At 76.1% G+C, this 12,715-nt stretch carries 12 protein-coding genes; 10 read left to right on the top strand and 2 right to left on the bottom strand.

Going from position 1 to position 12,715, the window contains the following annotated elements; translation table 11 throughout:
* Window positions 1-7: 7 nt before the first annotated feature.
* Entirely contained in the window at window positions 8-2,137 is a 2,130-nt protein-coding gene (locus GQS52_RS21155) for a hypothetical protein (RefSeq protein ID WP_182314923.1), read from the bottom strand.
* A 248-nt stretch (window positions 2,138-2,385) separates the two neighbouring features.
* Window positions 2,386-3,897 (bottom strand): oxidoreductase, encoded by a 1,512-nt coding sequence (locus tag GQS52_RS21160; RefSeq protein WP_259371170.1) that lies wholly within the window; start codon window positions 3,895-3,897, stop codon window positions 2,386-2,388.
* Between the two features lie 252 nt (window positions 3,898-4,149).
* Here GQS52_RS21160 and hisD point away from each other — a divergent pair, with 252 nt between their 5' ends.
* The 10 genes from hisD to GQS52_RS21210 all read left to right on the top strand — a co-directional run bounded on the left by hisD (window position 4,150) and on the right by GQS52_RS21210 (window position 12,516).
* Window positions 4,150-5,469: a histidinol dehydrogenase gene (gene hisD, locus GQS52_RS21165; RefSeq protein WP_182314925.1), complete on the top strand. Its 1,320-nt coding sequence runs from the start codon at window positions 4,150-4,152 to the stop codon at window positions 5,467-5,469.
* On the top strand, window positions 5,466-6,590 hold the full coding sequence (locus tag GQS52_RS21170; protein ID WP_182314926.1) for a histidinol-phosphate transaminase: 1,125 nt from the start codon (window positions 5,466-5,468) through the stop codon (window positions 6,588-6,590). The genes hisD and GQS52_RS21170 overlap by 4 nt, the downstream gene beginning before the upstream one ends.
* Window positions 6,587-7,180, top strand: coding sequence for an imidazoleglycerol-phosphate dehydratase HisB (gene hisB, locus GQS52_RS21175; protein ID WP_182314927.1), 594 nt, complete (start codon window positions 6,587-6,589; stop codon window positions 7,178-7,180). Before GQS52_RS21170 ends, hisB begins: the two co-directional genes overlap by 4 nt.
* A complete protein-coding gene (locus tag GQS52_RS21180; protein ID WP_182314928.1) occupies window positions 7,177-7,335 on the top strand; it encodes a hypothetical protein in 159 nt (52 codons plus the stop codon). Before hisB ends, GQS52_RS21180 begins: the two co-directional genes overlap by 4 nt.
* 26 nt (window positions 7,336-7,361) lie before the next feature.
* Window positions 7,362-8,000 (top strand): imidazole glycerol phosphate synthase subunit HisH, encoded by a 639-nt coding sequence (hisH, locus tag GQS52_RS21185; RefSeq protein ID WP_182314929.1) that lies wholly within the window; start codon window positions 7,362-7,364, stop codon window positions 7,998-8,000.
* Window positions 8,001-8,118: 118 nt separating this feature from the next.
* Window positions 8,119-8,862: a bifunctional 1-(5-phosphoribosyl)-5-((5-phosphoribosylamino)methylideneamino)imidazole-4-carboxamide isomerase/phosphoribosylanthranilate isomerase PriA gene (gene priA, locus GQS52_RS21190; protein WP_182314930.1), complete on the top strand. Its 744-nt coding sequence runs from the start codon at window positions 8,119-8,121 to the stop codon at window positions 8,860-8,862.
* A complete protein-coding gene (locus GQS52_RS21195) occupies window positions 8,859-9,263 on the top strand; it encodes a Rid family hydrolase (RefSeq protein ID WP_182314931.1) in 405 nt (134 codons plus the stop codon). Before priA ends, GQS52_RS21195 begins: the two co-directional genes overlap by 4 nt.
* Complete coding sequence (gene hisF, locus GQS52_RS21200; protein WP_182314932.1) at window positions 9,260-10,030, top strand: imidazole glycerol phosphate synthase subunit HisF; 771 nt, start codon at window positions 9,260-9,262, stop codon at window positions 10,028-10,030. Before GQS52_RS21195 ends, hisF begins: the two co-directional genes overlap by 4 nt.
* A 121-nt stretch (window positions 10,031-10,151) precedes the next feature.
* The gene (locus tag GQS52_RS21205; protein WP_182314933.1) at window positions 10,152-11,483 is read left to right on the top strand and encodes an MFS transporter; all 1,332 of its coding nucleotides are present in this window, start codon (window positions 10,152-10,154) and stop codon (window positions 11,481-11,483) included.
* 202 nt (window positions 11,484-11,685) lie between these two features.
* Window positions 11,686-12,516, top strand: coding sequence for a DUF4397 domain-containing protein (locus GQS52_RS21210; protein WP_182314934.1), 831 nt, complete (start codon window positions 11,686-11,688; stop codon window positions 12,514-12,516).
* Window positions 12,517-12,715 lie beyond the last annotated feature (199 nt).

Raw genomic sequence — 12,715 nt, forward strand, 5'->3', positions numbered from 1 at the left:
CCACAGCCTACGGCGCGTCGTGCTCCGCCGGGCCCCGGGCCCCGTCTCCGGCCCGCGCGCCGGGGACGCCGTCCGGGCCGCCCGTCCCGGCGCCGTCCGCCCCCGCGTCTCCCGGCGGCACGGCCTCCGGGGGCGCGGTCCGGGCGGCCGCGAGCCGGGTCCGCGCACCGAGCAGGGCACCGGCCGGACGCCCGGACAGGTACAGCGCCGCCCCGGTCAGCAGCAGCGGGCGCAGGACGCCCGGCCCGCCCCGGCCCCACTCCCACCAGGCGTGCCCGGCGGCGGCCAGCAGCACCAGCGCGGCGGCGGCCCGCGGCGCCCACCACCGGGCGGACGGAGGACGGGCCCCGGCCGGGCGAGTGGGGCGGGCGGGGGCCCGCCCGCCCCCGGCGGCCGCGGCGCCCCCGGGCCCGGCCGGGGCCGGCCGCTCCCGCAGCAGGTGCGCCCCGGGGACGTCCTCCAGCGTCCGCGCCGTCCGCCCGTACTCCTGCGGCGGGGGCGGCAGGCCGAGGGCGGCGAGCGCCTCCTCCTGCCTGCGGGCGGCGGGGAAGCCGTTGCTGCGCAGCACCGCGGTGAGCGGCCGGGCGTCTTCGACGCCGAAGGCGGACGCCAGGGCCCGCGCGGTTCGTGACGCCTCGGCGAAGTCGGGTATCCGCGACGCCGGGTCCCACCGGTGGCACGCCTGCTGCCCGCCCCCGCGCACCAGGGCGACACCGGCCCGGTCGCCGTCGCGGTGCAGCACCAGCACCGGCCATCCCTCCCCGGCGGTGAAGGACTCCGCGGCGGCGGTGAGCGGGTCCTCGCCCGGCGGGCCGGCCCGGCCCCGCCGGGACCCGCCCGCCGCCGGGCCGCCCGCCGCCTCCACCCACGTCAGACGTCCGTCCCCCGCCGGGGCCAGGCGCAGCGCGGCGCCGGACGCCGGGGCGGCCCGCGCCACCTCCGCGGGCGGGGCGGCGCACAGCGCCAGGACGTGCGGCTGCCACTGTCCGGCCTCCCGCGCCCCGGAGCGTTTCCGCGGCCCGGGGCGTTTCCGCGGCCCGGGACGGCCCCGCGCCCCGGGCCGCGCGTCCCCGCCCGTGCCGCCGTGCCGCGCGGACGGTGACGGCGGGGCGCCGAAGAACGGCACCCGGGAGGCCGCCTGCGTCCGCACCCCCGTGCGGAACCCGGCGAACTCCCGCAGCGGGTCGCCGAGGTGGGCCCAGGGGCGGCTGCGCACGTGGACGCCGACGGCGCGGAACTGCTCCAGGGACTCCTCCCACCGCTCCCGCACGGCCAGCAGCAGGGCGAGCTCGTTGCGGAATCCGGCCGCCTCCGGGTCGCCGGGCCCGTAGTGGGCGGACAGCTCCGCGGCGCGGTCGATCGCGGCGTCGATCCGGGACGGGGTGACGGCCGCGTCCGGCTTCCGCCCGGCGACCACGAGGTGCTCCACGGCGGCGGTCAGCGGCAGCGAGTTCAGCAGCGAGCCGGGCAGCGCGTCCTCGGCCGCCCGCTCGGCGAAGTCGAACGCCTCCCCGGGCGCGTCCCGTCCCGCGCCGCACAGGTACCGCAGGGCGGCCGCGTGGCAGCCGTAGTGGTGCGGGGCCCGGGCGACGGCCTGCTCCCAGTACGCGTCGAAGACCTCGCGGGGCGCCCGGAGGCCCGCGGCGTGGTCGACCGCCACCCGCCAGGGCACCGGGTCCGAGGGTGCGGCCCCGGCTGCGGCCCGCAGCACCGGGGCACCGTCGCGCAGCAGGGCGGCGGCCGCCTCGGACCGCTCGCGGGCGGCGTGCCCGGCCCGGTCCGGGGCGAGCAGCGCCCGGGCCCGGTGCACGCACAGGTCGGCCCTGACCAGGAGGGCGTCGGGATCGTCGGGGTCCTCCCGCAGCCAGGCGTCCAGCCGGCCCGGGTGGTGCAGGGCGAAGGAGGCCAGTCCGGCGGCGTACTCGCTGCGCAGCTCCCACCGGGCGCCCAGCCGGGTGTCCGCCAGCAGTTCCGCGGCGGGACGGAGGTCCCCGCCGCCGGCCGCGGCGAGCACGTCCCGCAGCCCCGGCGCCGGGGCGTCCAGGACGAGGTCCTCCTCGGGCGGGAGGCCGGCCCCGACGGAGGCACCGTGGCGCAGCGCGCGGGGGAGGGCGAGGAGGCGACGGAGTGCAGGCATGGATCCGCTCACTGGGACGGCGGGTGCGGCCCGGCGGGCGCGGCCGGTACGCCGGACCGCCGCGGGCACGGTGCGGCGTCCGGGCAAGGTTGTACCGCGCCGGGTCAACGGCGGGCAAAGCGCGCCGGCCGGGCACCCGCCCGGGGCCCGGGCCGTGCGTGCCGCCCGGGCCGTCCGCGCCGGCCGCCGCTGCCGGGGCGCCCCGGCAGCGGCGGGCGGCACGGACGGCCCGGCGGCCCGGCTGCGGGTCAGTTGCGGCTCAGTACCCTGGTCACGCCGGCGGCCACGGTGGTGGCCAGGACCCAGCCCACCAGGATCAGCGCGGTCGCCGCCCACTGGTAGGCGCCGGCCGGCCGCCAGGCGGTGTCCTGTCCCAGGTCGATCACGGGCAGCAGCAGGTCCAGCGAGTACAGGGCGGCGTTCCAGTGCGGGCCCTCGCCCGCCTTCATCGGCTCGGGCGGGTGCAGGGAGAACACCGCCGCGCCCACGCCCCACAGCACCGCCATCCACACCGCCGCCCGCCCGGGGCGGTAGCCGTAGGCGACGGTCCAGTCCTGCAGGTGGCCCCAGAGCACGGCGGCCGGCGACAGCGTCTCGCGCCGCCTGCGCTGCTTGGCCAGCAGCACCCGCCGGGCCTGTGCGTCCTCCCCGTTGGCCCGCAGGGCGGCGGCCAGCTGCTCGTACGGCTCGGGGTGGAACTCCGGGGTGGCCGAGGCCAGCCACTGCAGCCGCTCCCGCAGGGGGAACGGGCCCAGCGGGCTGAGCCGCTCGTAGGTGAACCCGGCCAGGTCGATGCCGCCGGGCCCGGGCCAGCTGCTCATCGAGTCCGTCAGGTTGCCGACCTTGGCGCTGTTGAGGTTGACCCGGCCGGTCGGCGGGGTGTCGACGGTGAACCGCAGGTCCGGGGTCTGGATGCGGCGCAGCGACAGCTCGGTGCCCGCGCCCAGCCGGAACCGGGCCCGGTCGATCACCACCGCGTTGCCGAACCGGCCGTCGTCCAGGCGCACCCCGCTGTCGACCGACAGGTTGCGGGTGCGGGCCCCGGCGGGCGGGGTGCCGCCGCCGGCCGGCCCGCCGGTCATCCATCCCGCGCTGAGGTAGAGGGTGTGCTCGACGGTGACCCGTGCCGCGTTGAGCGCGTACCGGCCCCGGGGGTTGCGCAGCCGCGAGCCGCGCAGGCTCAGCCGCCCGCCGATCTGGGCGCTGCGCAGGCTGATCTCCCCGGTGGAGTCGATCAGTTCGGCCTCCATGTCCTGGCCGACGGTCATGCCGTCCGCGGAGATCGACCTCCCGTGCCGGTTGCTGCCCACGGTCAGCTGGTTCAGCAGCACGTCGGTGCCGATGTGCGCGTCGGTGAGCCGTATGCCGCCGGGCACCGAGCACTGCGGCAGGTGCAGGTCGCCCTGGGTGGACAGCCGGGCGGCCTCCAGCCTCGGCAGGGCGCAGCGCACCATCCGCAGGGTGGTGAAGGAGCACTCGGGCATCAGCACGTACATCTCGAACCGGCAGTCGTGCAGCTCCACGTAGGGCCGCACCTCGCCGCCGGAGAGGTTCAGCTGCCCGGTGACGAACGCCCCCGACAGCTTCAGGGACGTCACCCGGCCCGGCACGGGCTCCGGCCCGTGCAGCAGCAGCCGTGCCACGACGTCGGCGCGCACCCGCCGTTCCGGCCCCCAGGGCCGGTCGGAGGCCGGGTCGTCCCGCTCGGGCACCCCGCTGCGCAGGTCGTGCACCTCGCCGCGCCGGAAGGCCTCCCACATCCCCCGTTCGGCCGGTGTCAGGTCGTCCGGCACCTGTTCGTCGGCCGCCTCGGTCACACGCGCCTCCCCGTCCTCCCGCGCACCCTGAACACCCTTGCCACCAGACGGTATCGGCAACGGCCCGCGCCCGGGGGAGCCTTCGGTGACGCCGGGTGCGCGGAGCGTTCCGGGCCGGCGCCCGCCGCGGTTCCGTTCGTCTCACCACGTGGCGCCCGTCCGTGTTCGTCCCGGGGCATCCCTACACTTGGGGGCGTGATCTCCCGAATCGATCTGCGCGGCCCCGCCTTCCCCGAGGGCGGGATCGACCGCGACCTGCTGCCCCGTGCCGAGCTCGACGTCGAGGCCGCCCTGGAGAAGGTGCGGCCCATCTGCGACGACGTGCGCCATCGCGGCACCGCGGCGCTGATCGACTTCGCGGAGCGGTTCGACGGCGTGCGGCTGGAGCGGGTGCGCGTGCCCGCCGAGGCCCTGGAGCGGGCCCTGCGGGAGCTGGACCCGAAGGTGCGGGCCGCCTTGGAGGAGTCGATCCGCCGCGCCCGCCTCGTCCACCGCGACCAGCGCCGCACCGACACCGTGACCGAGGTCGTGCCCGGCGGCACCGTCACCGAGCGGTGGGTGCCCGTAGCCCGGGTCGGCCTGTACGTGCCCGGCGGGCTGGCGGTCTACCCGTCCTCCGTCGTGATGAACGTCGTCCCCGCCCAGGAGGCCGGTGTCGGCGGCATCGCGGTGACCTCGCCGCCGCAGAAGGAGTTCGGCGGCCTGCCGCACCCGACGATCCTGGCCGCCTGCGCCCTGCTGGGCGTCGACGAGGTGTACGCGGCCGGCGGCGCGCAGGCGATCGCCATGTTCGCGTACGGCACCGACGAGTGCCGTCCGGTCAACCTGGTCACCGGCCCCGGCAACATCTGGGTCGCCGCCGCCAAGCGGCTGCTCAAGGGCCGCATCGGCATCGACGCCGAGGCCGGCCCCACCGAGATCGCCGTCCTGGCCGACGACACCGCCTCCCCCCGGGAGGTGGCCTCCGACCTGATCAGCCAGGCCGAGCACGACCCGCTGGCCGCCGCGGTCCTGGTCACCACCTCCGAGGCGCTGGCCGACGCGGTCGTGGCCGAGCTGGAGACCCAGGTCGCCGCCACCAAGCACGTCGAGCGGATCACCGAGTCCCTGGCCGGCCGGCAGTCCGCGATCGTCCTGGTCGACACCCTGGAGCAGGGCGTCGAGGTCGTCGACGCCTACGCCGCCGAGCACCTGGAGATCCAGACCGCGGACGCCGCTGCCGTGGCAGCCCGGATCCGCAACGCCGGCGCTATCTTCGTCGGCCGCTACGCCCCGGTGTCCCTGGGCGACTACTGCGCCGGCTCCAACCACGTGCTGCCCACCGGCGGCTGCGCCTGCCACTCCTCGGGGCTGTCCGTGCAGTCCTTCCTGCGCGGCATCCACGTCGTGGACTACAGCCGCGAGGCGCTGGCCGACGTCGCCCACCACGTCGTCACCCTGGCCGACGCCGAGGACCTGCCCGCCCACGGCGCGGCGGTCCGGGCGCGCTTCGACCGGGAGGTGCCCGGCGCGTGACCACCCCAGGCACCACCCGCATCGACGACCTGCCGATCCGGGACGAACTGCGCGGCCAGTCGCCCTACGGCGCGCCGCAGCTGGACGTCCCCGTCCGCCTCAACACCAACGAGAACCCGTACCCGCTGCCCGAGCCCCTGGTGCGGCGGATCGCCGAGCGGGTGGCCGAGGCCGCCCGCACCCTCAACCGCTACCCGGACCGGGACGCGGTCGAGCTGCGCACCGAACTGGCGAAGTACCTCACCCGCACCGCCGGCCACGAGGTCACCGCGGCGAACGTGTGGGCGGCCAACGGCTCCAACGAGGTCCTCCAGCAGCTGCTCCAGGCGTTCGGCGGCCCCGGCCGCACCGCCATGGGCTTCGAGCCGTCCTACTCGATGCACGCCCTGATCTCCCGGGGCACCGGCACCGGGTGGGTCTCCGGGCCGCGCGCCGCGGACTTCACGATCGACGTCGGCGCCGCCCGCGCCGCGATCGCCGAGGTGCGGCCCCACGTGGTCTTCGTCACCTCTCCGAACAACCCCACCGGCACCGCCGTCTCGGCGGAGACGGTGCTGGCCCTGTACGAGGCGGCCCAGGTCGCCCGGCCGTCCCTGGTCGTGGTGGACGAGGCCTACGGCGAGTTCTCCCACCGCCCCTCGCTGCTGCCGCTGATCGAGGGCCGGCCCAACCTGGTCGTCTCGCGCACCATGTCCAAGGCGTTCGGCGCGGCCGGACTGCGCCTGGGCTACCTGGCGGCCGACCCGGCCGTCGTCGACGCCGTCCAGCTGGTGCGCCTGCCGTACCACCTGTCCGCCGTCACCCAGGCCACCGCGCTCGCCGCGCTGGAGCACACCGATACGCTGCTGCAGTACGTCGAGCAGCTCAAGGCCGAGCGCGACCGCCTGGTCGCCGAACTGCGCGCGACCGGCTGCGAGGTCGTCGACTCCGACGCCAACTTCGTCCAGTTCGGCCGGTTCGGCAGCAGCCACGACGCCTGGCGGGCACTGCTCGACAAGGGGGTCCTCGTCCGGGACAACGGAATACCGGGGTGGCTGAGGGTCACCGCCGGGACCCCCGAAGAGAACGACGCGTTCCTCGATGCGGTGCGCGCGCTGATGAAGGAGAACAAGCAAGCATGAGCCGCGTGGGCCGCGTGGAGCGCACCACCAAGGAGACCTCGGTCACCGTCGAGATCGACCTCGACGGCACCGGCAAGGTCGACGTCTCGACCGGCGTCGGCTTCTTCGACCACATGCTCGACCAGCTCGGCCGCCACGGTCTGTTCGACCTCACCGTCAAGACCGACGGCGACCTGCACATCGACACCCACCACACCATCGAGGACACCGCCCTCGCCCTGGGCGCCGCCTTCAAGCAGGCGCTCGGCGACAAGGTCGGCATCACCCGGTTCGGCAACTGCACCGTGCCGCTGGACGAGTCCCTCGCCCAGGTGACCGTCGACCTGTCCGGCCGCCCCTACCTGGTGCACACCGAGCCGGAGAACATGGCGCCGATGATCGGCTCCTACGACACCACCATGACCCGGCACATCCTGGAGTCCTTCGTCGCCCAGGCCCAGGTCGCCCTGCACGTCCACGTCCCCTACGGCCGCAACGCGCACCACATCGTGGAGTGCCAGTTCAAGGCCCTCGCCCGCGCCCTGCGGTACGCCGCCGAGCGCGACCCGCGCGCGGCCGGCATCCTGCCCTCCACCAAGGGCGCCCTGTGAGCGGGGCCTCCACGCTGTTCATCGTCCTGGGCCTGTTCCTGCTCGGCGGAGTCATCTCCTTCTGGAAGCAGGGACTGCCCAAGAGCGTTGTCGTGGTGCTGGGCATCGGCGCCGCCATGTCGCTGGCCGCCGGCCTGATGCGCCTGGACCTGTAGCGCCCCGCCGAGGAGACCTTCCTTACATGAGCAACAAGCGCGTGGTCGTCTTCGACTACGGATTCGGCAACGTCCGCTCCGCCGAGCGCGCCCTGGCCCGCGCCGGGGCCGAGGTGGAGATCACCGCCGACTACGACACCGCCATGGGCGCCGACGGGCTGCTCGTCCCCGGCGTCGGCGCCTTCGCCGCCTGCATGGCGGGGCTGAAGCAGGCCCGCGGCGACTGGATCGTGGACCGGCGGCTGGCCGGCGGGCGCCCCGTGATGGGCATCTGCGTCGGCATGCAGATCCTCTTCGGGCGCGGCGTCGAGCACGGCGTGGAGACCTCCGGCTGCGACGAGTGGCCCGGCACGGTCGAGCCGCTGCGCGCCCCCGTCGTGCCCCACATGGGCTGGAACACCGTCCGCGCCCCCGAGGGGTCGAAGCTGTTCGCCGGCCTCGGCACCGACGAGCACTTCTACTTCGTGCACTCCTACGCCGTGCGCTCCTGGGAGCTGGAGACCGGCAACGAGAACATGACCGCACCCCTGGTCACCTGGGCCACCCACGGCGAGCCGTTCGTCGCCGCGGTGGAGAACGGCCCGCTGTGGGCCACCCAGTTCCACCCCGAGAAGTCCGGCGACGCCGGTGCGCAGCTGCTGCGCAACTGGATCGCCACCCTGTGACCCGGACCCCCGGCCACCGACCCGAACACCCGGCCCCGTCCGCCGCCCGCCCGGCCCCGCGCCGGCCGGACGGTGGACGCGGCCACCGCCCCCTCCCTCCTGACTAAGGCCAGCGACCATGACAGCCAGCGCCCCCGCCAACCGCCTCGAACTCCTCCCCGCCGTCGACGTCCGCGACGGACAGGCCGTCCGCCTGGTGCACGGCGAGTCCGGCTCCGAGACGTCCTACGGCGACCCGCTGGCCGCCGCCCTGGCCTGGCAGCGGGCCGGCGCCGAGTGGCTGCACCTGGTCGACCTCGACGCGGCCTTCGGCACCGGCGACAACCGGGCGAGGATCGCCGAGGTCGCCCGGGCCATGGACATCAAGGTCGAGCTGTCCGGCGGCATCCGCGACGACGACACCCTCGCCGCCGCCCTGGCCACCGGCTGCACCCGCGTCAACCTGGGCACCGCGGCCCTGGAGAGCCCCGAGTGGGTCGCCAAGGTCATCGCCGAGCACGGCGACAAGATCGCCGTCGGCCTGGACGTGCGCGGCACCACCCTGCGCGGCCGCGGCTGGACCCGCGACGGCGGCGACCTGTACGAGACCCTGGCCCGCCTGGACTCCGAGGGCTGCGCCCGCTACGTCGTCACCGACATCGCCAAGGACGGCACCCTGGCGGGCCCCAACCTGGAGCTGCTGCGCAACGTCTGCGCCGCCACCGACCGGCCCGTCGTCGCCTCCGGCGGCGTCTCCTCCCTCGACGACCTGCGCGCCATCGCCTCGCTCGTCCCGCAGGGTGTGGAGGGCGCCATCGTGGGCAAGGCGCTGTACGCCAAGGCGTTCACCCTGGAAGAGGCGTTGGAGGCTGTGTCCCGATGACGACCGACCCCGTGCGGCGCGTACCGGCCGGCAGTCCCTGGGAGGAGTCCGTCGGCTCCTCCCGGGCCGTGGCCGCCGGCGACCTGGTGCTGGTCGCCGGCACCATGCCGTTCACCGACGGCGACCTGCACGGGGAGGGCGACCCGTACGAGCAGACCCGGGCCGCGTTCGCCAACGCCTTCGCCGCCCTGGGCGAGTTCGGCCTCGGGCCCGCCGACGTCGTCCGCACCCGCATGTACCTCGCCCACAGCCGCGACGTGGAGGCCGCCGGCCGCGCCCACAAGGAGCTGTTCGACGCCGTGCGCCCGGCGGCCACCCTGGTCGTGGTCTCCGGGTTCGCCGACTCGCGCGTCCTGGTCGAGGTCGAAGTAGAGGCATACCGAGGAGCCCCCGCATCATGACCCTCGCGGTCCGAGTCATCCCCTGCCTGGACGTGGACAACGGCCGCGTCGTCAAGGGCGTCAACTTCCAGAACCTGCGCGACGCCGGCGACCCGGTCGAGATGGCCAAGGTCTACGACGCCGAGGGCGCCGACGAGCTGACCTTCCTGGACATCACCGCCTCCTCCGGCGACCGGGAGACCACCTACGACGTGGTGCGGCGCACCGCCGAGCAGGTCTTCATCCCGCTGACCGTGGGCGGCGGGGTGCGCACCGCGTCCGACGTCGACCGGCTGCTGCGCGCGGGCGCGGACAAGGTCGGCGTCAACACCGCGGCCATCGCCCGCCCCGAGCTGATCCGGGAGATCGCCGAGCGCTTCGGCCGCCAGGTGCTGGTGCTGTCGGTCGACGCCCGCCGCTGCCCGGAGGGCACGGTCACCGACTCCGGCTACGAGGTCACCACCCACGGAGGCCGCCGCGGCACCGGCATCGACGCCGTGGAGTGGGCCCACCGGGCGGCCGAGCTGGGCGCCGGGGAGATCCTGCTGAACTCCATGGACGCCGACGGCACCAAGGACGGCTACGACACCGAGATGATCCGGGCCGTCCGCAAGGTCGTCACCGTCCCCGTCATCGCCTCCGGCGGGGCGGGCCGGCTCGGCGACTTCGCCCCGGCGGTGGAGGCCGGCGCGGACGCGGTCCTGGCCGCCAGCGTCTTCCACTTCGGCGACCTGCGGATCCCCCAGGTCAAGCAGGCCCTGCGCGAGGCCGGCCACCCGGTGCGCTGAGCCCGCGCGGACGGGCGGGGCGGCCCCCGGGAGGGCCGCCCCCCGGGGCCGCCCCGTAACGTGTCGGGAAAGTTACCGGAAGCAACTCCGCGGGAATCCCGGGCCGTCTAGCGTGCCTGTCATGGCACCCTCAGGACAGTCACACGCCGCGGACCCGGAGAGGACCGCGGCCGCACTCCCCGCCCACCGCGACGGCAACGTGCTGCGCTGGCTCGCGGCGTACGGCCTCTCCGTGATCGGCGACAGCATCTACTTCCTCGCCCTGTCCTGGAGCGCGGTACGACTGGGAGACCCCACCCAGGCCGGACTGGTCATGGCCGCGGGATCCGTCCCCCGGGCCCTGCTGATGCTCGGCGGGGGAGTGGTCGCCGACCGGTTCGGCCCGCGGCGCGTGGTCATCGGCAGCGACCTGGTGCGCTGCCTGGCCGTCCTGACGGCCGCCGCCGCGGTGCTCGTCGCGCCGGGCCTGTGGCTGCTGGTGCCGCTCGCACTGGTCTTCGGCGTGGTGGACGCCCTGTTCATGCCCGCCATCGGCGCGCTGCCCCCGCGCATCACCACGGCCGGCGAGCTCGGCCGCGTCCAGGGCATGCGGACCGTCTCCACCCGCCTGGCCCAGGTGTGCGCCCCGCCCCTGGGCGGCCTCGCCTTCGCCCTCGGCGGCCCGTCCGCCGCCTTCGCCGCGGCGGGAGTGCTGTTCGCCGTCTCCCTGGTGCTGCTGCTCCTCGTCCGCCTCGGCCCCCTGCCCGGCGAAGGGGCCGGGAAGGCCCCCGCCTCCCCGGAGGCCGACGCGGACGCCGCGGGGCGCCCCGGCCCCGGCCCGCGGAAGACGGGATCCGTCGCCCGGACGATGGGGGCGGACCTCCTCGACGGGCTCCGCTACGCGCGTCGGCACCGGCTGATCGGGCCGCTGCTCGCCGTCCGGGCCTTCGGCGACCTGGGGTTCATCGTCCCGCTGAACATCGGGGCCGCGCTGCTTGCCGACGCCCGCGGATGGGGCGCGGCGGGCCTGGGCTGGCTCTTCAGCGCCTTCGGCGCCGGAGCCGCGCTCGCCGGACTGCTGGTCACCGTGCGCGGCCGGCTGCCGCGCGCCGGACTGCTGCAGAGCCTGCTGCTGCTGGTCGCCGCCGTCTGCTGCGCCTCGCTCGCCGTGGTGCCGACGCTGGCGGCCGCGGTCGCCGCCATGGGGATGGTCGGGCTCAGCGCCGGGGTGGCCGGCACACTGGGCAGCGCCCTGATCCAGACCGCCGCGGACCCGGCCTACCTGGGACGGGTCACCTCGCTGCTGATGCTCATGGCGGTGGGCCTGGCCCCGCTGATGTACCCCGTCGCCGGAGCCGCGGTGTCCCTGTGGGGGCTGGAGCCGGTCTTCGCGGTCTGCGGCGCCCTCGTCGCCGCGGCCGCCCTCGTCGGCCTGAGCTCGACGGCCGTGCGCGGCGCCGAGCTCCCGGACTGACGCACGCCGCCCGTCCCCCGTCCCGCCAGGCCCCCGCCCGCCCCGACCCCGCCCGCCCCCGTCCCCGGCGCCCCGGCCCCACGAGGCCGCGGCGCCGGGGCGGACTTTTTTCGCCCCGGGTGCATCCGCGGGGGCCGCGGGGCCGGAAGCAGGGGTGAGACCCCGCTGCCGAGCGGGGCACGGTGCGAAGGGATGTCCGACGATGAACCCGCGCAACGCCTCCCTGGCCCTGACCGTGGCCGGAACCTGCTGCCTCGGCCTCGCCGCCGCGACTCCCGCCGGCGCCGAACCCCGCGCCGAGGACGACCGGGCGTCCGTGTCCGTCTTCCACGGGATTCCCGGCCTCACCGTCGACGTGTACGCCAACGGCAAGGAACTGATCCCGAACTTCAAGCCCGGCACGCTCACCGAGCCCCAGAAGCTGGACGCCGGCAGCTACGACATCGAGATCTTCGCGGACGGCGAGGGCCCCGACGGCAAGCCGGCCCTGCAGAAGACCGTCGAGGTGGCCGCGGGCGGCAACGCCACGGTCGCGGCCCACCTCGACGCCCAGGGGAAACCCGCCCTCGACGCCTTCGTCAACGACGTCTCCGCGGTCGACCCCGGCAAGGCCCGGCTGACCGTGCGCCACATCGCCGCCGCGCCCGCGGTGGACGTCAGGGCGGGCGGCACGCCGGTCGTCCGGGGGCTGGAGAACCCCGACGCGAAGACCCTCGAGGTCGCCGCCGGGACCGTCCGGGCCGACGTGGTCCTGGCCGGCACCGGCAACGTCGTCCTCGGCCCGGCCGACCTGGACCTCGCCGAGGGCACCAGCACCGTCGTCTACGCCTGGGGCAGTGCCAAGGACGACAACCTGGCGCTGAAGGTGCAGACCCTCAAGGGCATGGAGACGCCTCCCGGCGGTGTGAACGCCGGCGAGTCCGACCTGATGGCCTCCGGCGGCGCCCTGCCTGCCTGGGCCTGGGTCGTCGCCGGCGCCGCGGCCCTGGGCAGCGGCCTCGCGGTCCGCAAGCTGGCCGTGCGACGCGGCTGACCCGCAGGCCCCGTGCCCGGGCCGGAATGGGCGGCCCGGGCACGGCCACCGTGGCGGTCCCGCAGGGCCGCTCCCGGAAGGGCCCTCCCCGGGAGCGGCCCGCGGGCCCCCGCACGGGCCCCGAACGGGCCCCGTGAATGTCCGAGCCCCCCTGCGGGCCGGGTGACTCCCTCCCCGCCCCGCAGGAGGCACCACCGCC

Origin of the sequence: Streptomyces sp. SCUT-3 (assembly GCF_014083985.1) — a bacterium.
GTDB lineage: Bacteria > Actinomycetota > Actinomycetes > Streptomycetales > Streptomycetaceae > Streptomyces_H > Streptomyces_H thermolineatus.